25 protein-coding genes are annotated in these 20688 nt (G+C 35.7%); 16 read left to right on the top strand and 9 right to left on the bottom strand.

Features of this window, described 5'->3' with window-relative positions; translation table 11 throughout:
• Nucleotides 1-3 precede the first annotated feature (3 nt).
• Together trmL and nfsA are read left to right on the top strand one after the other, a co-directional pair.
• The gene (gene trmL / locus AC4PG0_RS03715) at nucleotides 4-513 is read left to right on the top strand and encodes a tRNA (uridine(34)/cytosine(34)/5-carboxymethylaminomethyluridine(34)-2'-O)-methyltransferase TrmL (protein ID WP_003766193.1); all 510 of its coding nucleotides are present in this window, start codon (nucleotides 4-6) and stop codon (nucleotides 511-513) included.
• Nucleotides 514-525: 12 nt separating this feature from the next.
• On the top strand, nucleotides 526-1266 hold the full coding sequence (nfsA, locus tag AC4PG0_RS03710) for an oxygen-insensitive NADPH nitroreductase (RefSeq protein WP_003761397.1): 741 nt from the start codon (nucleotides 526-528) through the stop codon (nucleotides 1264-1266).
• A gap of 51 nt (nucleotides 1267-1317) precedes the next feature.
• On the opposite strand, the gene AC4PG0_RS03705 is transcribed toward nfsA, so the two are convergent.
• The 5 genes from AC4PG0_RS03705 to AC4PG0_RS03685 form a co-directional block, all read right to left on the bottom strand.
• Entirely contained in the window at nucleotides 1318-1479 is a 162-nt protein-coding gene (locus AC4PG0_RS03705; protein WP_003761398.1) for a lmo0937 family membrane protein, read from the bottom strand.
• An 85-nt stretch (nucleotides 1480-1564) separates the two neighbouring features.
• On the bottom strand, nucleotides 1565-2023 hold the full coding sequence (locus tag AC4PG0_RS03700) for a low molecular weight protein-tyrosine-phosphatase (protein WP_010990686.1): 459 nt from the start codon (nucleotides 2021-2023) through the stop codon (nucleotides 1565-1567).
• Nucleotides 2024-2035: 12 nt separating this feature from the next.
• Nucleotides 2036-2782: an SMI1/KNR4 family protein gene (locus tag AC4PG0_RS03695; RefSeq protein ID WP_492167427.1), complete on the bottom strand. Its 747-nt coding sequence runs from the start codon at nucleotides 2780-2782 to the stop codon at nucleotides 2036-2038.
• Between the two features lie 90 nt (nucleotides 2783-2872).
• On the bottom strand, nucleotides 2873-3835 hold the full coding sequence (locus AC4PG0_RS03690) for a hypothetical protein (protein ID WP_492167428.1): 963 nt from the start codon (nucleotides 3833-3835) through the stop codon (nucleotides 2873-2875).
• Between the two features lie 10 nt (nucleotides 3836-3845).
• Entirely contained in the window at nucleotides 3846-5651 is a 1806-nt protein-coding gene (locus AC4PG0_RS03685) for an HSP90 family protein (RefSeq protein ID WP_492167429.1), read from the bottom strand.
• Between the two features lie 201 nt (nucleotides 5652-5852).
• On the opposite strand from AC4PG0_RS03685, the gene fri reads away from it, so the two are divergent.
• The 4 genes from fri (at nucleotide 5853) to AC4PG0_RS03665 (ending at nucleotide 8342) form a co-directional block, all read left to right on the top strand.
• Complete coding sequence (fri, locus tag AC4PG0_RS03680; protein ID WP_003761404.1) at nucleotides 5853-6323, top strand: non-heme iron-binding ferritin Fri; 471 nt, start codon at nucleotides 5853-5855, stop codon at nucleotides 6321-6323.
• 234 nt (nucleotides 6324-6557) lie between these two features.
• Nucleotides 6558-6860, top strand: a complete 303-nt coding sequence (locus tag AC4PG0_RS03675; protein WP_003761406.1) for a HesB/YadR/YfhF family protein — start codon at nucleotides 6558-6560, stop codon at nucleotides 6858-6860.
• A gap of 114 nt (nucleotides 6861-6974) precedes the next feature.
• Nucleotides 6975-8105 (top strand): MBL fold metallo-hydrolase, encoded by a 1131-nt coding sequence (locus tag AC4PG0_RS03670; protein WP_045553438.1) that lies wholly within the window; start codon nucleotides 6975-6977, stop codon nucleotides 8103-8105.
• Nucleotides 8106-8114: 9 nt separating this feature from the next.
• Nucleotides 8115-8342 carry a DUF3006 domain-containing protein gene (locus AC4PG0_RS03665; RefSeq protein WP_003761410.1) on the top strand — a complete coding sequence of 76 codons (228 nt, stop codon included), beginning with the start codon at nucleotides 8115-8117 and terminating at the stop codon, nucleotides 8340-8342.
• A 198-nt stretch (nucleotides 8343-8540) separates the two neighbouring features.
• Here the strand turns inward: AC4PG0_RS03665 and AC4PG0_RS03660 are convergent, their stop codons facing one another.
• Both AC4PG0_RS03660 and AC4PG0_RS03655 read right to left on the bottom strand, forming a co-directional pair.
• Nucleotides 8541-9758, bottom strand: a complete 1218-nt coding sequence (locus AC4PG0_RS03660; RefSeq protein ID WP_033533210.1) for a CynX/NimT family MFS transporter — start codon at nucleotides 9756-9758, stop codon at nucleotides 8541-8543.
• Complete coding sequence (locus tag AC4PG0_RS03655) at nucleotides 9755-10444, bottom strand: FadR/GntR family transcriptional regulator (RefSeq protein ID WP_492167972.1); 690 nt, start codon at nucleotides 10442-10444, stop codon at nucleotides 9755-9757. The genes AC4PG0_RS03660 and AC4PG0_RS03655 overlap by 4 nt, the downstream gene beginning before the upstream one ends.
• Nucleotides 10445-10565: 121 nt before the next feature.
• Between AC4PG0_RS03655 and AC4PG0_RS03650 the strand changes: the two genes are divergently transcribed.
• Nucleotides 10566-11612: an AI-2E family transporter gene (locus tag AC4PG0_RS03650; RefSeq protein WP_160464014.1), complete on the top strand. Its 1047-nt coding sequence runs from the start codon at nucleotides 10566-10568 to the stop codon at nucleotides 11610-11612.
• 9 nt (nucleotides 11613-11621) lie between these two features.
• Here the strand turns inward: AC4PG0_RS03650 and AC4PG0_RS03645 are convergent, their stop codons facing one another.
• Entirely contained in the window at nucleotides 11622-12524 is a 903-nt protein-coding gene (locus AC4PG0_RS03645) for an alpha/beta hydrolase (RefSeq protein WP_033533209.1), read from the bottom strand.
• 19 nt (nucleotides 12525-12543) lie between these two features.
• On the bottom strand, nucleotides 12544-13365 hold the full coding sequence (locus AC4PG0_RS03640; RefSeq protein WP_185324908.1) for an alpha/beta hydrolase: 822 nt from the start codon (nucleotides 13363-13365) through the stop codon (nucleotides 12544-12546).
• Between the two features lie 157 nt (nucleotides 13366-13522).
• Between AC4PG0_RS03640 and AC4PG0_RS03635 the strand changes: the two genes are divergently transcribed.
• The 9 genes from AC4PG0_RS03635 (at nucleotide 13523) to AC4PG0_RS03595 (ending at nucleotide 20685) form a co-directional block, all read left to right on the top strand.
• Nucleotides 13523-13981 carry a DUF4064 domain-containing protein gene (locus tag AC4PG0_RS03635; protein WP_003761421.1) on the top strand — a complete coding sequence of 153 codons (459 nt, stop codon included), beginning with the start codon at nucleotides 13523-13525 and terminating at the stop codon, nucleotides 13979-13981.
• Nucleotides 13982-14075: 94 nt separating this feature from the next.
• Nucleotides 14076-14300: a hypothetical protein gene (locus AC4PG0_RS03630; protein WP_003761424.1), complete on the top strand. Its 225-nt coding sequence runs from the start codon at nucleotides 14076-14078 to the stop codon at nucleotides 14298-14300.
• Nucleotides 14301-14518: 218 nt separating this feature from the next.
• The gene (locus AC4PG0_RS03625) at nucleotides 14519-14833 is read left to right on the top strand and encodes a lmo0954 family membrane protein (protein WP_003761425.1); all 315 of its coding nucleotides are present in this window, start codon (nucleotides 14519-14521) and stop codon (nucleotides 14831-14833) included.
• A 15-nt stretch (nucleotides 14834-14848) separates the two neighbouring features.
• Nucleotides 14849-15694: a PspA/IM30 family protein gene (locus AC4PG0_RS03620; protein WP_112119725.1), complete on the top strand. Its 846-nt coding sequence runs from the start codon at nucleotides 14849-14851 to the stop codon at nucleotides 15692-15694.
• Between the two features lie 187 nt (nucleotides 15695-15881).
• Complete coding sequence (gene nagA, locus AC4PG0_RS03615) at nucleotides 15882-17015, top strand: N-acetylglucosamine-6-phosphate deacetylase (protein ID WP_003761429.1); 1134 nt, start codon at nucleotides 15882-15884, stop codon at nucleotides 17013-17015.
• Between the two features lie 15 nt (nucleotides 17016-17030).
• Entirely contained in the window at nucleotides 17031-17735 is a 705-nt protein-coding gene (locus AC4PG0_RS03610) for a glucosamine-6-phosphate deaminase (RefSeq protein WP_492167430.1), read from the top strand.
• Nucleotides 17736-17750: 15 nt separating this feature from the next.
• Entirely contained in the window at nucleotides 17751-18473 is a 723-nt protein-coding gene (locus tag AC4PG0_RS03605) for a GntR family transcriptional regulator (protein WP_003771201.1), read from the top strand.
• Between the two features lie 134 nt (nucleotides 18474-18607).
• Nucleotides 18608-19663: a glycosyltransferase family 4 protein gene (locus AC4PG0_RS03600; protein ID WP_003761435.1), complete on the top strand. Its 1056-nt coding sequence runs from the start codon at nucleotides 18608-18610 to the stop codon at nucleotides 19661-19663.
• Nucleotides 19664-19776: 113 nt separating this feature from the next.
• A complete protein-coding gene (locus AC4PG0_RS03595) occupies nucleotides 19777-20685 on the top strand; it encodes a peptidase U32 family protein (protein ID WP_003761437.1) in 909 nt (302 codons plus the stop codon).
• Nucleotides 20686-20688: the final 3 nt, after the last annotated feature.

The following is a 20688-nucleotide window of genomic DNA, read 5'->3' as shown; positions in this document are numbered from 1 at the left end:
GAAATGCCAAACCATATCGTACTATATCAACCAGAAATCCCTGCAAACACAGGAAATATCTCAAGAACATGTGCTGGAACAGATACTTATTTACATTTAATTCGTCCACTTGGTTTTTCCACAGATGATAAAATGTTAAAACGCGCTGGACTGGACTACTGGGATAATGTGAAACTTTCCTATTACGATTCCCTAGATGAGTTTTTCGAAAAAAATGCTGGTGGAGAATTCTACTATATTACTAAATTCGGACGCCATGTTTATAGTGACGTTGATTATAGTGATCCAAATAAAAATTATTTCTTTGTTTTTGGAAAAGAAACTACTGGTTTGCCTGATGAACTTTTACAAGCAAATGAGGAAAATTGTTTACGAATTCCAATGACTGATCATATTCGATCTTTAAATTTATCTAACACCGCAGCAGTTTTAGCATATGAAGCGTTACGTCAACAGAGTTTTGGCGCGCTTTTACAAGAACCAAATTACGATCGGAAAATCTTTAAAGACTAAGGGGGAGTTAGGGTGAATCAGGCGATAGATGCCATTTTAGGTCATTATTCAGTACGGAACTTTGAAGATAAAGCTTTAACAGAAGAAGAATTAGCTTTACTTATTAAAAGTGCGCAGGCCGCATCTACATCTAGTTTTGTTCAAGCATACTCTATAATCGGAATAACAGATAAAAAAATTCGAGAACAAATTTCTGCTATTGCGGGAAATCAACCATATACTGTACAAACAGGGCAATTATTTATCTTTGTTGCTGATCTAGCGAGACACCAAGCCATCCTAGAAGAACATCAAGTAGACACAGCCGCACTAGAAACTTCAGAAAAATGGCTTGTTTCCATTATTGATGCCGCACTTGCCGCGCAAAATATGGCTGTTGCCGCAGAATCGTTAGGATTTGGTATTTGCTTTATCGGAGGAATTCGTAATGACGTAGGGCAAATTGCCGAAATTCTTGATTTGCCACCATATACGATGCCGTTATTTGGTTTAACAATAGGCCACCCGATTAAAGGCAAAGAAAAAGCCAAACCTAGATTACCGCAAGATTTGGTTTATCACGAAAATACTTATCAAAAAATGAATCCAGCAACTTTAGCAGAATACGATGAACAAATAAAAACTTACTACGATGAACGAACAGCAGGAAAACGAGTAGAAGGCTGGTCCGAGCAGATTGCACGCGGGCTTGGAAGAAAAAGCCGGTTAGACTTAAAAGATTTTTTACAAAAGCAACATTTAAATCAAAAATAAAAAGAGTGGTTTGGCGCATTATCGTAATGCGCCAAACCACTCTTTTTTCAGTTATTTACGTTTATTCCTAGCCATTTGAATTAAGTTCCAAATAACGAGTATTAACACTACTACTAGCAAGATATTAATTAATCCGCCCGCTACATGGAAAATAATTCCAAGTAACCAAACTGCTAATAAAACAACTATAATTCCCCAAATAATTCCTAACATATAAAAAACCTCTTTCTAATCTTTTGATTGTACTCTTATATATTCCCGAGTGACAAGCCTCTAAACATGTTAGGGATAAAAAAGGCTATTTTTTTGTAATAAAAGCTAAAAGGGCTTTGACTCCTTCCGTTACCATTCGCTCTGTTTCATCAAAATCACCAGTGTAATAAGGATCAGGAATTTCTTCCTCTTCCTTGCCTGAAACAAAGGACATCAGTGAACGAAGAGTTACGTCTTTGTTTTTATTAAGAGCATTTAAATCAGCTATATTATTTTGATCCATCCCAATAATATAATCAGCTTGTTCAAAATCGGCATCCGTTACTTTCCGAGCACGCATTGCTTCATAATTAATACCGTGCTTTTTCAAAACTTCTCTTGTACCACGGTGCGGTGGTTTTCCTAAGTTCCATGTTCCCGTTGCCGCAGAATCAATTTCTATTTCATCCGTTAACCCTGCATTAGCAACTTCTTTTCGAAAAAGTCCTTCTGCCATTGGAGAACGGCAAATATTTCCTAAACATACAAATACTACTTTTACCAATTGAATTCCTCCTTATTCCCACTCTTTATATAATTCAGTAGTAGCACTTTGATCTATTCCATCACAGTCCTTAAGCATCGCGAAAATCTTTTCCACAAGTTCAGGAACAAGTTTTCTCCGGAAATAGAGCAATTGATTTTCAAAGGATTGATAGACGACTATATTATAGGGGATTTCGTTCTTTTGAAGTAAACGAATGAGTGTTTCTAAATACCACTTTTTATCTGGATAATCCTCTAATAACTCTAGTAATTGCTTGGTTTTTTTGACATTACTTGAAGCAAGAATTTGGTCTAGTTTTTTTACTGGAAATTGTTCCGCGAAATCTACTGGGAAGGGGCTGAAATATAGTGCCTCCAAAAACTCAGCCATGTTTTCTGCAACAACTAAGGTCTGTAGCGTTTCAAAATCAACATATATAATGCTAGGCAGGGACTTATTATCTAAATAGGAAAAACCGATATAGCGCGATTCATCTCGGTGAAAATAAACTTGTTTGCCTGCAAGATCAACATCATTTTGTTCCGGAATGTCCGTTAATAATTCATTTAAACTAGCTAAATAATAAATTTCCGCGACATCAAGTCCGTAAGACGTTGGCTCGTTCGTTGGAAAATGGTTTTTTCGAATCAATCCACCATTTTGCTTCAAAAGCAGCTCTTTATATTCAGCTGGTAAGAATAAACCTAGTTCCGTTTCTTTTGCAGAAATCTCTTGCTCAGTTGCAGCGTTATTCCCATTTCTAACCCAAATCGTCATCATCTTCAACTCCTTCCTGTATTATCCTAAAAAATACTAAATAGCGCAAATAAAAGAACATAACTAGAAAAACTAGCTATGTTCCAAATGTTACTTCAAACGATCTTGATAATAACTATTTTCATTTCGTGCATCAAATTTTGCGGTTAAAGTTTCGGCTATTTCCACCAAGTCTGCTTCTGTTTCACGATCCAAAAGAGGATAAGCAGCTTGTAAAAATAATAATCGATCTAGTCCGCTTTCTGATTTAAGGACGATTTCTTTATTCGCATCAATGACTTCTCTAGCCTTTTCAGTTTGGTTTGTAAGCACTAGATACTTAAGCAAATGGCTAAGTGGTGGAATTAATGAACTTTCTTTCTCCACAAGAGGGTAGCCTTTATCAAAACATTCTTGCGCCATTTTTTCATCACCAAGTTCTAAATACGCTAAAGCCATATTTCCATAAGTTAAATGAGGGACTTCTGCGCAGCTCTGTTTCCCTTTAATAATTGGAGCAGCAGCTTTCTTCGCTTTTTCAAAATCTTTGATAAAACAGTAATAATGAACTTTATCATTTGTTTCGCAAGCAGGGCAGTCATTTAAATAATCTGCTTTGGTGTTATTCCATTTTTCAAAGAGTTCTTCTGCCTTGTCTTTTTCGCCCATTCGAATGGCAGCAAGGGTACAAACTTTATAGTAAGGGCGCAAGGAATAATTTTGCTGTTCGAATTTTACTTTCATATCATTCAAAAGCCCATCTATTTGCGCTTTGGATACTTCATCAAAAGTAGGGACATGTTCGCTAATCCATTTATATTTCCATAGTAGATCGTAAGCGTCAATATATGCCGCATCATCTTCCCATTTTTTTACTAACCAACTAAAGGCTTGTAATTGTTTTTTTGGAAATCCGGCAGTTAAGCAAGTATCAATCAGCATATCGCGTGCCTCAATACCATTTTCTACATCGTTATACATATCTGCACTTGCAATGGCGCGTTCAAGAATTTTCACTTTTTCAGCATTGTCGTCCATACCCCAAGCTTCTTCAATATCATTCAAATAATCCATTTTTTTCCTCCTATAGCATTTCTAAGATTCGTAACATATTTTGATTCATTAATTCCATTTCTTTCCGTTTGAGCGGGTAATGTCCTAACAGTAAAGCCTGAATATAAAGAACATTAACAATCACCGATAACTCATTAATAGATTTACCAGACGTGAAAAGTTTTTTTATAAGCTCATTATCTAAATTTAAATACAAATGGGCAAGTGGAGCAGGGGCTTGTTCTTGCTGAATACTCTCTAAAATATCACTGAAAACAGAACTTGTTTCTTCTAAAGAGCGTTCCAGTTCTCTGCTTGCCTGTGTAGCGGCAGAATGTATAAAAATAATAGGGAGCGTTTTGGGTTCAAAATGCTTAATTGTTATATCGGCATCAAATTCCGCCATCATTTTATTCATTTCAGCTAGGATTGGTTGATAAGTTACTTCTTCTTCAGCAGACATCGGTAACAATTTATTGGTGATTTCTTCTGGTTGAATTAAAATAAACTCAGCTTCATCCACTAAATGATTTAGCATCGTTAAAATTGGTGTATCGTAGGAGTAACCGCCATTAATCAATGTCATACCACTAGAGCGAGCAATATCAGTTATCTGTCTAAAATCGTCCACCGAAAAAGTATAGTAGATTGTCGTCGTTTCTTTCATTATATCTGCTAATTTTTCTTCACCATTCAAAGTTTTAAACGGTAGATAAGAATAAATTAATTTTAAAAACGGTGCATCTTCACTAGCTAATGCTTTAAAACCAAGATAATGCGTCGATAATAACTTTGTTAGTGCGCTCTCAGGTAACGTTTCAATTCCTTTTTTTAGCGCCACACCTAGCTCCTTAGATACGATTTCAAGGCGCTCATTTTTATAAAAAGATTCCCGTGAAGCGACTGGCTGAAGCTCATCTGTCCAAAGTATACATTCAGCAAAAAAAGCCCAGTTAGGAAGAACATTATTCGCTTCGCTCGTCACATACATATTGTTTAAAAATACCGTTTGTTTGCGCACCGCATTCATTTGCACCGTATAAGGAATCATAAAAGCGATTCCAAAAGTACGTCCAGATTCATTTTCAATTAAGAAATAATCTTGAAAGCGAGTGCCGAGTAAATGTTCCCCGTAGCGAAGAATTTGCTCCCTCGGAAGACTGAACAGTATTTCTTTATCAGCAAATTGCTTGGTCCACGAGTTAATCTCTTGTTCATAACCATCTGCTTCTATTAAAATGGCGCTTTCTAAACAAGAGCCGTATTTTTTTAATGTATTAATCAAGTATTCCGTTTTTTCGCATTCAGGGTGTTCATCCATATGAGGACGCAACCGTAAATAAACTTGAGTACCAGGTTCGCGTTTTTCGGTTTTAATTTTACGGACAGAATAAGTACCATCAGCTTTTCCATGCCATTCAGTCGTTTCTCCGTTTTTTTGTGAGGTAGAAATCATTACAATCTCATCGCTAACAATAAAACAAGAAAGTAAACCGATCCCAAAGCGACCAATAAAATCATTGGTATCTTGACCATCAAAGTTTTTTTCACCTTTAGATGAATTAGCAATAGTTGCAAGGAAGGCATGGACTTCATCTTCCGTTAAACCAATCCCATTATCCTCTAAAATTAAAGTTTTGTTGTTTTTTTCACCAGATAATGAAACATGGATTTTTCCATTTAAAGTAGGCTCTATTTTCTTCCTAGCTCTAATTGCATCTGTAGCATTCTGTAATAATTCTCGAATATAAACATCTTTTTCGTCATAAAGATGATTAGAGAGAATGTCAATCATACCAGCCAAGTTCACCTGAAAGCGGTGAGAATAATTTTCCATTGTCTATCCTCCTAGTTGTGTAAATATCATTTTTATTCTATCATAAAAGAAGAGATAAATATTGGAAAAACATTAATAGATGTTTAAAAAATCATATCAGTGGTAAATACTTTGTGATGGTTTCCACACTGGACATTGTAGTGGAAATAGATTATACTTATTATTAAGTGATAATCATTACAAAATAGGAGGAAGATAATTATGAAAACAATCAACTCAGTAGACACAAAGGAATTTTTGAATCATCAAGTAGCGAATTTAAACGTATTCACAGTAAAAATTCATCAAATTCATTGGTATATGAGAGGCCACAACTTCTTCACTTTACATGAAAAAATGGATGATTTATATAGCGAATTCGGTGAACAAATGGATGAAGTAGCAGAACGTTTACTTGCCATTGGTGGAAGCCCATTCTCGACTTTAAAAGAGTTTTTAGAAAATGCGAGTGTAGAAGAAGCTCCTTATACAAAACCTAAAACTATGGATCAATTAATGGAAGACTTAGTTGGTACATTAGAATTACTTAGAGACGAATATAAACAAGGCATTGAGCTAACTGACAAAGAAGGCGACGATGTAACAAACGATATGCTAATTGCATTTAAAGCTAGCATTGACAAACATATCTGGATGTTCAAAGCATTCCTTGGAAAAGCTCCATTAGAATAAGATGCAATCAAAACTGTGTGGGATTTATTTCTCACACAGTTTTTTTATCTCAAATCTGTTATAGTACAATATCCTTATTTTAAGGTTGTTTTAATACATAGTGGTTTGAATTTTATTAGAAAGAGGTATACTAACTGCATAACAAAAAGCAGAAAAAGTGAAATTCGATGTAAAATCTGCTATTCTTGAGTAATAATCAATACGTACAAAAAATGGAAACGAGGAGTGAAAAGTATGAATATCGAGGTAACGGACCAAGCAAATAAATGGTTTCATGATGAATTTGATGTAGCTGATGGTAATGGAATTCGACTTTTTGCCAAATATGGTGGTTCTAATAGTTCCTTGCATCCTGGTTTCTCTATCGGTTTAGCTGCCGAAAAACCGCAAGAAGCAGCAGTCGCTGAAAAGAAAGAAGACTTAACTTTCTTTATTGAAGATCATGATTATTGGTATTTCAAAGACCACGACTGGAAAATTGACTATGAACCAAAAACGGAAGAAGTATCCTTTTCCTTTAAAGAAAAAGTGAAATGAATACAACATAAATTGCCGCGTGTAAATCGATTTTGATTTCATGCGGTTTTTGTTTTAAAAGCTTTACTGTTCTCTATTCCTTTGCTATTCTACTAAGAGAGCAGGAGGAGAACGATGACAAAGAAATTAGTAATTTGTATTAGTTTAATCGCGATATTTTTAAGCGGTTGTAGTTTTTCAGAACCATCCACTAAACCAACTAACATCACAGAAAAAACCTTAAATGGTGCAAGCTTTACTTTTTTTGATGTTGGTCAAGGGGACAGCACACTTATTCAAGCAGAAGACGGTACGACTATTTTGATTGATACTGGTCGACAAGACGACGACCGGATTTTAACTTATTTAAAAGAAGCAAATATAAAAAAGCTAGATTTGCTATTACTGACACATCCACATGCCGACCATATTGGTAATGCCGACAAAGTCATTGCTACATATAAACCAAAAGAAATTTGGATGGATGGCTTAACTTTTTCAAGCAGTATTTATGAGAAGGTAATTGATGCAGCACTGGCCTCAAATGCGAAATATAAAGAACCAAGACGCGGTGATAAAGCGACTTTTGGTCCATTTGATATAGAAGTCCTAAGCCCAGATAAACTTCAAAACGACGCCAATAATGACTCCATTGCAGTCAAAATGGCATACAAAGATATTTCTGCCATTTTCACCGGTGATGCGGAAAAAGGGCGGGAACGAGAAATGGCAGATAGTGGCACCAATTTAGAAGCAGATATTTTAGACTTAGGACACCACGGTTCATCGACTTCTAATCAACCATTTTTCTTAGATAAAGTGAAACCTCAAGTGGCTGTCTACTCCGCTGAAATGGCCAACAGTTATGGACATCCACATGTAGAAGTATTGGAATGGTTAAAAGAACGAGATATTAAAACTTACGGGACAGATGTGAATGGAACAGTTACAATCGAAACTGACGGCGAAAAAATTCATGTCCAAACCGAAAAAGAAGGTACACCTAAGCCCGGTAGCAGCTATAACAAAGAAAATAATACACAAAAAACAGAAGATGCCACATCAGAAGAATTGCCTGAAAGTATTAATCTGAATTCAGCATCTAGTGAAGAATTACAACTATTACCACTTATTGGCCCAGCGCTGGCAGAAAAAATCATTGCCGAGCGCCCGTATCAGTCCATAGATGAATTGAAAAAAATTAACGGCATTGGTGATGGAATTGTGCGCCAAATTAAAGAACAAGGCCTTGCCGTAACAAAGTAGGTGAAAAGGGTGAAAAAAGCAATATTAGATCGTATAGAGGATGGAAAAGCCGTTTTTCTAATCGAACCAAACCATACAGAATGGTTAGTAAATCAAGAAGAACTTGATTCCTCTATAAAAGAAGGGGATGTCGTCACTATTTCAGAAACAAATGAAATAATGAAACACCCCCAAGAAACTGATGAAATGAAAAAACGTATTGCGGAAAAGCTAGAAAGACTAAGAGGAAAAAACTGAGAAAAACTTTTTTAAACTCTCATGAAATTTTCATCTTTCTTTCAGCACATTCTTTTTTAGGAAAGTTATTATATGTATAAGCTAACAACAAGCAAAACATTTTCATTTCTTTCCCTTTTTAGAATGAAAATCCCAAACTCCCTTTTAGCTAGTGCGGTTTACTCCCTTTTTCCGCACTAGTTTTTTCATGCGCAAAAATCACTTTTTCTGTGGAAAGAGAAATTTATTGCGTCCAGCATCTAGGCCGCAATATAGCATAATTAGGGTAATGCCGATCAGAACATATAACGTTGGTTGCCAACTGCCAAGAGCATCATGGAGTGTACCAAATAATATTGGACCGGAAGCAGCAAACAAATAACCTATTGATTGCGCCATTCCAGATAAATCCGCCGATTCGGTAGCGCTTGTTGTTCGCAAATTAAAGAACATCATCGAAAGACTAAATGACATCCCCGAACCAATCCCATATAAAATAATCGCAGTAGCTAAAATAAATAGATTACCAGAAGCGAACATAATCCCAAAAATCCCAATCAAGAATAATAAAACAGAAATCCCAACGAGCAACTGCTGATTTTTCATTCGCCCAGCTATAATAGGAATAATAAATGTAATCGGCATAACAGCAAACTGCATTAGTGAGAGCATAAGACCGCTAGAAGTACTTGATAATCCTTGATCTGCTAAAATGTTCGGTAACCAAGCAATCGAAATATAAAAAATCGCGGACTGTGAACCCATATATAATGAAATTTTCCAAGCAAGAGGGGACTTCCACACCGAAGTAGTAACTAAATGTGTGGCAATTTTTTCTGAGCTGCGTTGGTTATATCTTAACTGTGGTAGCCAGATAACTAACGCTAAAACACCCAGCATTGCCCAAAAAACCATGCTTCCATGCCAGCTGAATTTATTATTCATCGCAATCGGCACCGTCAAACCAGCAGCAAGTGCCGCACATAAATTCATTGAAATCGAATATACCCCAGTCATTAATCCTAATTTAAAAGGAAACTCCTTCTTAATCAAACTAGGTAAAATGACATTTCCCACTGCAATAGCAAGTCCAATCATAAATGTCCCAGCAAATAAATAGAATTCGCCTCCAAAAGGTCGAAGTAAACTACCAATAACAAGAGTTAAAAGTGCGATAAAAATAAGTACTTCTATCCCTAGTGAACGACTTAATTTCGAAACAAAAGGGGATAAACCAGCAAAAGCAAGTAGTGGTATCGTCGTTAGTAATCCTGCCATCGTGTTTGTTAAATGTAAATCTGATTGAATCATTCCAAGTAAAGGTCCAACTGACGTAATTGGTGCACGCAAGTTTGCTGCAATTAAAATAATGCCGACAATAAGCATCACCCGACTTGAACGCGTCAGGATTTTTTTATTTGTTAAATCTGAATTCATTTGGTATCTCCATTCTTAGCAGCAATTTGTTTGAAGAGCGTGATATACTCAGTTACTTCATGTGCTGCTCCTTCTTTATCTCGTTTTTCGATCGCTGATACAAGAGTTGCATGGCCATTATGCTTATTAACAGCTGGATTCATTTCTGTTGTACTCGTAATCGAAAACTGTATTTCCTCTAAAATATTTACATACATATCTAACAATAAATCATTGTGCGCTGCCTTTACAATTGTTAGATGAAGAGCTGAGTCAGCTTTTACAAAGGCAGTTACATCATTATCTTTATTAGCTAAATAGCAAAGTTGCTTATATTTTTTTAGCATTTTTAAATCTTCATCCGTGCGCCGTTCACAAGCTAAAATAACTGCTTCTCGGTCTAGCGCATGCCTCATTTCTAGAATTTCTTGAACAGAGGATTCTCGCACGCGTTTTTGCATAATAGCATGAAGTTCACTATTATTGCGTACAAAAGTTCCGTCTCCTTGCTTTGTTTCAAGTAAACCAATATGGGCCAGCGCACGGATTGCTTCACGTAACGTATTTCGACTGATGCCAAACTGAGTCATTAAATCAGCTTCTTTAGGAATTCGTTCGCCGATTTTCCAAGCGCCACTAGTAATTTCAGCTTTTATCTGATCATAGACTTGCTCAGCTAAAGATTTCCGCTCAATTTTTTCTACCACAAAAAAACTCCCCTTTCTAAAGGTAGGATGATTGGTTCTATTCTACAGAAGAAAAATTTTTTTGTAAACCCTATTTAACTAATTTATGATAAAATGAAGAAAGAAAAGGGCTGGTGAGGAAATGAATTGGTTGGAGAAGCTAAAAGAAAATGACACGGCAAGACGGGTGCTAGTGTTTGTTCTTCTAGGGATTGTATTATATTTACTTAGAAGCATGATAGATTTAATATTACTAACATTTATTTTTGCATTTTTAGTTACGCGATTAGAAAATGTAATTTTAAAAAGAATACGAATACCACGAAAATTAATCGTTATCGTTTTATATTGTTTAGTAGCAATGTTTTTATATGTTGCAATTGTTCATTTCTTACCAATTTTAATTGACCAAATATCACAACTTGTAGACTCTCTTGTAAAAATTTATAATAACCCGAGTGATAATAAGATTGTGCAATGGATTGTCGGATTTTTGAAGGAATCGAATATTCAAAAATACCTCCAAACTGGCGTTGACTTTATTATTGCTTCACTTTCAGGAATCGGCTCAGTTGGATTATCATTTTTCTTAGCTTTAATCCTTAGTTTGTTTTTCTCTTTAGAAAAAGAACGGGTAACTTCTTTTACAGGGCAATTTTTAACAAGTAAAGTAGGCTTTATTTTTAAAGAAGCAGCGTTTTTTGGGAAAAAATTTGTTGCGACTTTCGGGGTGGTGTTAGAGGCACAATTGATGATTGCGCTTGTTAATACAATCATTACAACGATAGCACTATATTTAATGAATTTCCCTCAACTACTTAGCCTATCCATAATGGTGTTTGTATTAGGGTTAATTCCCGTGGCTGGTGTAATTATCTCATGTGTTCCACTTGTTCTTATTGCATACTCTGTTGGTGGTTTTCAAGATGTCGTTTATATTTTAATTACGGTAGTTATCGTTCATGCGATTGAAACATATATTTTAAATCCGAAACTAATGTCTTCCAAAACGAATTTACCTGTATTTTATACCTTTATCATTTTAATTTTTTCAGAAACTTTCTTTGGCGTATGGGGCTTAATTGTTGGTATCCCAGTATTTGTATTCTTACTGGATATTCTAGATGTACGAAATTCTGATGACATTCAAAAACGAACTATATTTGGACGTAAGAAAAAAGTAGATTAAGCTTAATGCTTAATCTACTTTTTCAGTTCCCCATAAAAAATTAGCTACTTTGGCATCTACATCTGTATTTTCATGTAGTTTACTGTGAGCTGCTTTTTTTCCAGTAAAGATTTTTTCTTCGTAACTTTTGGCTTGTCCTTCAAAAATAAATTTACCAGAGAGCGCGCTTGCGACCGATACGCTACCATCGCTTTTGGTTCCGTCTAGCATATCACCGGCAATATTTAATACTTGTACATTAGTAGGGATTTTTTGTTTGTTTTTCATAAATTCACTATAACGATCAGAGGACTGTTTTGGTCCTTCATCCGTTAAATCGTAGGCAGTTACACCATTATCACCAACAACTAGCCCATTAAGTGGTGCGCCAATTAAAACTAGATTTTCAAGAACTGGATAGGCTTTATCACTACCAACTTTCTCAATATAACTCGTTAGGCTAACTCCGCCCATTGAATGACCAACCGCATCTACTTTTTCAATATGATAATTATTTTTTAACTCTTTCATCACATTTTGTATCCACTGAGTTTGATTAACCATCGAACTTTTATTATCCTCAAAAATGACTTGGATAGTTGGATTATGACTAAATTTATCGTAACTTCCTGTTGTGCTCACACTTCCATCAGCAGCAACAGTCATAACAAGTGATTCTGTTACGATACCATCATCAGCAAGGCGATTAATCATGCCTTTAAATGAATTAGCTGTCCCTGAATAGCCATGAACAAAAAGCGTTGGTACAGCAATTTCTGAAACTGGATTTTTAGCTTTTTTGGAAGATTTTTGTGCAGTAGCGTTAGTAGGTTCTTTAGCAGCTTTTTTAGTAGGTTCAAACTGAAGGAAAATTATCCCAAAGCCTGTAATTATGATGGCTAAGATGATAATCGTGAGTATAACTTTTTTCATTCGAAACATCCTTTAACTTTTATTTCTGCCCCCATAAAAATTGACCGACATACTTATCAACGACAGTAGATTCATGCATGCTACTATGGGTTGCTTTGGGGCCTTTAATAACGTGAGTAATGACTTTCTGATGTGCAAATAACTTTTGACCATATAAGACGCTATTTAGTTTTACTTCACCATCACTATTGGAGCCGTCTTCTAAGTCGCCACCGATAATCATAATTTCCGTATTATCAGGTAATACTTTGGCCATTTTTTGAGCAAACTTAGCATGAACGTTATTGGCATTTTTAATGTCTACTTGCTGATCACCATTCACATATTCTTCTGGGTAAAATGGTACTGCAAGAAAGACAATTTTATTTACTTGTGGATAAGATTTGTTTTTTTCATAAGATGCTAAATAGGAAACCCAAGCACCGCCACCCATTGAGTGACCAATTGCATTGAATTTTTTGATGTCATAATTTTTTTGTAAGTAGGACATTACTTTTTTTGTCCACATCGATTGCTGAGGGAGGGTTGCTCGGTTATCTTCAAAAACAATATTAATTAACGGATTTTTTTCGTTTTTACTATAAGTACCAGTAGTAGAAATGTTTCCGTCTGGACTTACATTTACTGTTAATGACTCTGTGCCCCACTTATATTTTTGGTCGAAGCGTCGTATCATTCCATGAAGTGAGCGATCAGTTCCTCGGTAACCATGTATAAATATAGTTGGAATAGCATCATTAGCTGCTTTTGGATATGTCGTGTTAATCGTAAGTAAAATAAAAATTGCTCCAACTAAACACCCTAAAGGTAAGACAATCGAGAAGAACACGCGCTTTAGCATTATTTTACGCCCCTTTAAATTTCGTTATGAACAAATTATACATTTTTTTAAAGCAAAACGCACGACTAGTCTTCTTTTTCTAATATTTAAATAGTTTATTCTCACTAAAACATATAGTATACTGGAAAAATAAGCGAAGAAACGGAGGCATATTTTGATGATTAAACGAACTGGTGAGATAGTTCTCGCTATTATTGGACTTATTTTTAGTGTACTTATGCAAGCAGCTATTGCTGTCATTGGTCTATTACTTGTAAATGGCTCAAAAGGAAAAGAAGGCTTAACAACTTATTACAATAACTACTACCAAACTGTTACCGAATGGGAAATTCCTAAAGATGAGATACCGGACCCGGATCGTATCTTTGATTTTGTACATACATTATCTTGGACTGCACTTTCTGGCGGGATAATCACTTTAATTGTTGGAGCAGCAGGCATTTACTATATTATGAAGAATAAAAACCCAATACTTGCTGGATTTTTATTTTTAGCAGCCGGTATTGTGTCACTTTTATCCACTGCACTTATTGGTTTCATTCCCGCTTTACTTTTCGTTATTGCGGCAATGCTATGTTTTATTCGTAAACCCAAAAGCACTTTTTCTGGATTCTAATATCAAAACGAGTTTGCATCATGCAAACTCGTTTTTGTTTTATCTCGCTTTTTTTAGGGAATAAAATAGTGGATTTCAAGAGGAGGTTGATAGTGTGAAAAATAAAGTAGGAATTATTGCTGGAGCTGTTGCGGGTGTAGTAGCTTGTGCTGCAATTTATGTGGTGAAAAAGCAACAGCCACCCACGCCTTTTGATGAAGTAAATGATATTAGAACACGCTATGCGGACAAAGAAATCTCAGAAACAGAGCTAGAGGAAAACAATATGATTTCTGAAGGCGGAGTTTCATCTCTTCAATATGAAGAAAAAATAAAATAGCCAAAAAGCAGTTTGTATCTTGTGTTACACGAGAAGCAAGCTGTTTTTTGTTCGTTAAACATTTCTTAATATGTTATCCTGTAGTTAGATAATAGGACTCAAGTTGTAGGTGAATTTCCTTCTACAGTGGGTTCTTATACTTGATACATAGCGTTATGATAGGTACAGTAATAAAAGAAAAATATTTCAGCTACACTTGGAAATAAGGAGGTAGACAGATGAGAGCGATTTTGATTGGCGTATTAATAGTTTTACTCTTAGCAATGATACTTATCGTCTTATGGCCAGCAATTATGGCAACTATTGGCGCAGTGCTCGGCTTTTGGTCACTTAAGAAACTACTCGAAGCAAGGTCTGTAGGTGAAAAAATCGTTTATGGTGTATTAATCGGCGTAGGTGCCTTAATCATTCTAGCTAACTTAAAAGGAATACTGGTTGTTGCAATCATTGGAGCAATCATTTACTTCCTAACTAGAAATAAAAATAAACCTAGAAAAAATGATGATGTATTCGACTACCCATACAATAAATAATTGGAGGAGAAAAAAATGGCAAACCTTTTTGAAAAAATGAAACAATGGAATAAAGAAGTAAGTGAAAAAATCGAAAAACGTGAAGAAAAACGTCGTAATTCGGTAAGTTACTATATGGATAAAACAAAACAAGAAATGAAAGACGCAGAACGCATGGTAGAAAAACAACGCGAACTGAAATCTCTTTTCTATAAAGAATATAAAGAAATGGAAGTTTATGTAGAAAAACGCCGTCATCAAGCTGAAATTGCAAAAGAAGCTGGCGAAACTAAATTAGCTGATTTTGCATTAGAAGAAGTAGCTCAATACGAAGAACAATTAAAAGCAACTAAATCTCATTATGATCAAGCTTCTGAACAACTTGAAAAATTAGAACTACGTATGCACGAAATGCGCTTAAAATGGAAAAACCTTAAAACACAACATTTAGCTGAAATGGCTGAAAAAAATGCAACAGAAACTTCCGAAAAAATGGACAAAGTTATCCATGATATGAGCTGGGGTAGCGTAAGTGACTATCACGAAGCACAAAAACAACGCGATCTAGCTGAAGAAGCTGAAAAGAAAGCTGATATGAGCAAAGAACTTTCCCAATCTTTTGATGATCTAATGGATGAACTAGAAAAGAAAACCAAGAAAAGCAAAGAGATTATTAAAGACAAAGCCCAAAATTTCACAACAATGGTAGATGAAATTATTGAACGCGAAAAACAAAATTTCAAGAAACCAGAAAAAGCTTCTATGGAAGATCAGTTAAATGAACTTGAAAAAGAGGCTGCTAAAGAACAACCAAAAGAAGAAAAAGAAGTGCTCATTCCAGAATTAGAGAAAAAAGAAGAAGAAGACGAAACAGATAAATAAAAGTAACGAGCGTAGAATAATCATTCTGCGCTTTTTTTATAACGAAATCCTACGGGCCTTTTAAATGCTCGTGGCTTTTTTGGTTACTTTACTTTTTTTCGGGTAAATAGGAAAAGATAAGTTGCATTTTAATGGATACATGCTATAATAATTGGTATAGACCGATTTAACGAGGAGGCAATACGTAATGACTAATAAAGTAATTACTAACGCTACAATTTATACTGGTAAAGGTGTTCTAGAAAATGCTTTTGTACGATTTGATAAACAGATTTTAGAAGTTGGCTCAATGACTGACTTTCAAGCGGAAAAAGCAGAAGAAGTAATCGATGCAAAAGGACAAAAGTTAGTTCCTGGTTTCATTGATGTCCATTCTCATGGTGGTTATAGTTTTGACGCAATGGATGCAGATCCAGAAGCACTTAAAAAACAAGTGAATGGTATGTTAAACGAAGGTATCACTACTTACTTCCCAACAACAATGACTCAATCACATGAAAATATTGAAAAAGCTTTAAAAGTTATTAATGAAGTCGCTCAAACTGAACCTGTTATTGGCGGGATTCATCTTGAAGGTCCATTTGTATCTAAAGTCTTCAAAGGAGCACAACCAGAAGAATACATTCAAGCACCTGACTTGGAACTTTTCAAGAAGTGGTTTGATATTTCTGGTGGCTTAATTAAATTAGTTACCTATGCGCCAGAACACGATACTTCAGCTGATTTTGAAAACTTGTGTTTTGAACTTGGAGTTGTTCCAAGTATTGGTCACTCCAACGATGTGCGCGAACACTTAAAAACAAGTAAAGCGACACATGCGACACATTTATATAATGCCTGTCACCGTATGACGCACCGTGAACCAGGTGTTCCAGGTCATGTTTTACTCGAAAAAGGTATTAATGCAGAATTAATTGTCGATGGTATTCACGTTCACCCTGATATGGTGAAATTAGCATACCAAATGAAAGGCCCAGAACATTTATGCATTATTACTGACTCGATGCGAGCAAAAGGTATGCCAGAAGGAAAATCCGAACTTGGCGGCCAAACAGTTATCGTGAAAGATAAACAAGCTCGTTTAGAAGATGGAACATTAGCCGGAAGTGTACTCACTTACGACGACGGTTTCCGCAATATGATTAAATTTACTGGATGCACGGTGGAAGAAGCAGTTCTTATGTCTTCTGGTAACCAAGCACGCGAATTTAATTTAACACAAAAAGGTGCAATCCAAGCTGGTAAGGATGCAGATTTCAACTTACTAGATGAAGATTTAAACATTACAGCAACATATTCATTCGGAAAAAAACATTCTTGAGAGGAAGATATTATTATGCAACTTATCACAACAGAAAATAAATTAGCAGGTTCTAAAAAAGCACTAGAAATTATTGAAAAAGGCATTACATCAGGTGAAGTAAATACACTTGGTCTAGCAACAGGAAGCACTCCAGAAACACTTTACGCTGAGCTTGTAAAAAGCGACGTTGACACAAAAAATGTAACAACAACTAACCTAGATGAATATGTAGGTCTTGCAGCAGACGACCCAAACAGTTATCATTACTATATGAATGACTTATTATTCTCTAAAAAAGCATTTAAAGAAAGTTTCTTACCAAACGGGGAAGCGACTGACGCTGAAGCAGAATGCGCACGTTATGAAGGAATTTTATCTGAGCATCCAATCGATATTCAAGTGCTTGGAATTGGAACAAACGGCCACATCGGTTTTAATGAACCAGGAACTTCTTTTGATTCATTAACACATAAAGTTGTTTTAACAGATTCCACTCGTGAAGCTAACAAACGCTTTTTTGAAAGAGAAGAAGATGTTCCAACACATGCTTATTCTATGGGAATTAAATCAATCATGAATGCGAAGAAAATTATCCTACTTGCTTTTGGTGAAAACAAAGCACAAGCAATCAAAGAAACTATTAAAGAACCTGTAGATGTGAATTGTCCTGCTTCTGTTCTTCAAAATCATCCAGATGTTACTGTGATTCTTGACAACGAGGCGGCGTCACTTCTATAAGAAGAGGGCGGGGAAATGATCGATAAACAATCAGGAATACCGATTTACATTCAGATTCAAAGTGAAATTAAAAAGAAAATGGAAGATGGTGTCTGGAAAGTTGGCACTTCTATTCCAGCTGAACGTCAACTTGCTGAAATGTTTCACGTTAGCCGAATGACAGTAAGACAAGCCATTCAAGGACTAGTCGATGATAATATTTTGCAAAGACGCGTTGGCGCTGGGACTTTTATTGCGGAAAAGAAATTAACCGAACGACTAGAAGCTGTCACAAGTTTTACGAATTTGATGTTGCAAGAAGGGAAAGTTCCTTCAACGCGTATCGTATCGTATGGCATTCGTCCGGCAAGTACGCAAGAACAAGAAGCGTTACAACTACCAGAAAACAGCAATGTAATGAAAATTGAACGGATTCGTTACGGCGACCGTGTACCAATTCTTTATGAAGTTGCCGCCATTCCAGAAAAAATTGCTTCACTGCTTACAAAGGAAGACATTATGGATTCCCTTTATAAAGCGATTGAATTAAAACTTGGTCAAAAAATCGGAGAAGCAGAACAAACGATGGAAGCTTCTTTAGTATCAGAAAAAATTGCGCCATATCTTGATGTGAAACTCGGATCACCGGTTATGAAACTTCGGCAGATTACAACTTTAGAAGATGGTCGACCATTTGAATTTACACGTTCTCAATATGTAGGTAGTAGATTTCAATTTGTAGCTAGGATTAAACAATAAATAGAAAGCTTGAAGCATGCTCCGTGCGCTTCAAGCTTTTTTTATTGAAAATGTTTGGATAATGATTTTCGTTGTCTTTTTGATAATAAAAAAGTATAATGAGATGAGTAAAAAATTTGCGGGGAGGACTAACCATGAGCTGGATGATAATTTTTATATGTTTTGGTGCGTCCGTGTTACTTACACCGCTAATTCGAAAGATAGCTCTTTATTTTGATATTACTGATAAACCCGATCAGCGACGCATTAATGTGAAGCCGATTCCTAGTTTAGGTGGCTTAGCGATTTTTATTAGTTTTGCCATTGGTTTATTTTTACTTCCAATTGAAAACGAATTCTTATGGGCTTTATTGATTGCTGCATTTGTAATGGTCATAACTGGCCTGTTAGATGATATTATGGAATTTAAGGCAAGATATAAATTAATTGGTCAAATTACCGCTGCTTTTATCATAGTATTTTGGGGCGATATTAGTATTGATTTTATAAACTTACCTTTTGGTGGAGAAATTCATTTTGGCATTTTGAGTATTCCGCTCACGATTATTTGGATTGTAGCAATTACGAATGCGATTAATCTCATTGATGGGCTTGACGGACTGGCAGCGGGTGTTTCCACTATTGCTTTACTGACAATTTTAGGAATGGCATTTATTATGGGGGATGCGCTTGTTATTATGATTGCTAGCGTTTTAATTGCTGGGACTCTTGGCTTCTTACCATATAATTTCAATCCTGCTAAAATATTTATGGGTGATACAGGAGCGCTTTTCTTAGGTTTCATTATTGCGGTACTTTCTATTATGGGCTTCAAGAACGTCACTTTTATCTCTTTAATTGTACCGATTTTAATTTTAGGGGTACCAATTTCTGATACAGTTTTTGCTATTGTGCGCCGTATGGTTACGAAACAACCTATTGCTATGGCAGATAAATCGCACTTGCATCATTGTTTACTCCGGTTAGGTTTTACGCATCGACAAACAGTGATATTAATTTACGCGATTGCAGCATTATTTTCCTTATTTGCATTCATTTTCACGATGTCGACCTTGTGGGGTTCGATGATATTAATTGGAGTACTTTTAATTTTAATCGAAGTGCTAATTGAAACGCTTGGATTAGTAGGAAGCACTTATCGACCATTATTAAACTTATTTAAGATTACGAAAGAAGACAAAATAGATTAGAGATTAGCTACTTTAGTTAGTCTCTTTTTTTATGCCAAAATTCTTATTGAGTAACAAGTCTTCTTGTGATACATTTATCAAGTAACGTTTTTAGTAGAAATGAGGAGAAAAACATGGAAATCATAGCGACAGCAGATTCAATTAGTCAAGCTGAACAATTGCTTCGCGCGGGGGTAGACAGATTATATATAGGTAACAGCCAATTTGGCTTAAGATTACCTCATTCCTTTTCTGTCGAAGAATTACGTGAAATAGTTCATTTAGCGCATCAAGAAAAGAAAAAAGTAACCGTAGCTGTAAATTCGTTAATGCACAACGAACATATGGAAGAGCTACCAACATTTTTAGACCAACTTGCTGAAATGAAAGTGGATGCAGTTGCATGCGGGGATCCTGGAGCGATTATGCTTCTTGGCGAAATGGCTCGACCGATACCTTTTATTTACGATGCCCAAACATTTGTCACTAGCGCAGAACAAATCTCGTTTTGGGAAAAACAAGGAGCAGTCGGAGCGGTACTTGCAAGAGAACTTACTGAAGACGAAATAAAAGCAATTGCTAAAAGTCTCACTATTCCAGTAGAAGTACTGGTTTATGGACCAACATGCATCCATCAATCAAAACGCAAACTAGTTACTAACTACCAACGAATTGTTGAGATGGAAGATGATACTTCGAAGGAACGTGGACTTTATTTACGCGAACCTAATGATGAAACGAGCCAATTACCAATCTATGAGGACGAATCTGGAACGCACATTTTTGCTTCAGAAGATGTTTCACTGGTACCATACTTAGCTGATTTATATGAAGCAGGCTTGAAAACTTGGAAACTGGACGGGGTTCTTGCGGAATCGGATAATTTTGTACAAATTGCAACTCTATTTGTCGAGGCAAAAGAAGCCGTTATTAATGGACAATTTGTTGCGGAATATTTTGTGAATAAATTAACGGAACTACAACCTAAAACAAGAAAACTAGATGCAGGATTTTATTTGAAAAATCCGGATGATGTGAAGTAGGGG

The organism is Listeria sp. MAN/IMW/UF464 (assembly GCF_058683955.1).
The sequence above is the reverse complement of the archived record's forward strand: the minus strand, read 5'-3'. Positions and strand labels throughout refer to the sequence as shown.

Bases quoted from the DNA above. Each gene is read 5' to 3' on its own strand.
- trmL (WP_003766193.1), top strand. From the start codon at position 4: ATGCCAAACCATATCGTACTATATCAACCAGAAATCCCTGCAAACACA.
- AC4PG0_RS03605 (WP_003771201.1), top strand. From the start codon at position 17,751: ATGATCGATAAACAATCAGGAATACCGATTTACATTCAGATTCAAAGT.
- AC4PG0_RS03620 (WP_112119725.1), top strand. From the start codon at position 14,849: ATGGCAAACCTTTTTGAAAAAATGAAACAATGGAATAAAGAAGTAAGT.
- nagA (WP_003761429.1), top strand. From the start codon at position 15,882: ATGACTAATAAAGTAATTACTAACGCTACAATTTATACTGGTAAAGGT.
- AC4PG0_RS03650 (WP_160464014.1), top strand. From the start codon at position 10,566: ATGAATTGGTTGGAGAAGCTAAAAGAAAATGACACGGCAAGACGGGTG.
- AC4PG0_RS03685 (WP_492167429.1), bottom strand. From the start codon at position 5,651: ATGGAAAATTATTCTCACCGCTTTCAGGTGAACTTGGCTGGTATGATT.
- AC4PG0_RS03600 (WP_003761435.1), top strand. From the start codon at position 18,608: ATGAGCTGGATGATAATTTTTATATGTTTTGGTGCGTCCGTGTTACTT.
- fri (WP_003761404.1), top strand. From the start codon at position 5,853: ATGAAAACAATCAACTCAGTAGACACAAAGGAATTTTTGAATCATCAA.
- AC4PG0_RS03595 (WP_003761437.1), top strand. From the start codon at position 19,777: ATGGAAATCATAGCGACAGCAGATTCAATTAGTCAAGCTGAACAATTG.
- AC4PG0_RS03675 (WP_003761406.1), top strand. From the start codon at position 6,558: ATGAATATCGAGGTAACGGACCAAGCAAATAAATGGTTTCATGATGAA.
- AC4PG0_RS03705 (WP_003761398.1), bottom strand. From the start codon at position 1,479: ATGTTAGGAATTATTTGGGGAATTATAGTTGTTTTATTAGCAGTTTGG.
- AC4PG0_RS03660 (WP_033533210.1), bottom strand. From the start codon at position 9,758: ATGAATTCAGATTTAACAAATAAAAAAATCCTGACGCGTTCAAGTCGG.
- AC4PG0_RS03690 (WP_492167428.1), bottom strand. From the start codon at position 3,835: ATGGATTATTTGAATGATATTGAAGAAGCTTGGGGTATGGACGACAAT.
- AC4PG0_RS03610 (WP_492167430.1), top strand. From the start codon at position 17,031: ATGCAACTTATCACAACAGAAAATAAATTAGCAGGTTCTAAAAAAGCA.
- AC4PG0_RS03645 (WP_033533209.1), bottom strand. From the start codon at position 12,524: ATGAAAAAAGTTATACTCACGATTATCATCTTAGCCATCATAATTACA.
- AC4PG0_RS03670 (WP_045553438.1), top strand. From the start codon at position 6,975: ATGACAAAGAAATTAGTAATTTGTATTAGTTTAATCGCGATATTTTTA.
- AC4PG0_RS03635 (WP_003761421.1), top strand. From the start codon at position 13,523: ATGATTAAACGAACTGGTGAGATAGTTCTCGCTATTATTGGACTTATT.
- AC4PG0_RS03640 (WP_185324908.1), bottom strand. From the start codon at position 13,365: ATGCTAAAGCGCGTGTTCTTCTCGATTGTCTTACCTTTAGGGTGTTTA.
- AC4PG0_RS03625 (WP_003761425.1), top strand. From the start codon at position 14,519: ATGAGAGCGATTTTGATTGGCGTATTAATAGTTTTACTCTTAGCAATG.
- AC4PG0_RS03695 (WP_492167427.1), bottom strand. From the start codon at position 2,782: ATGACGATTTGGGTTAGAAATGGGAATAACGCTGCAACTGAGCAAGAG.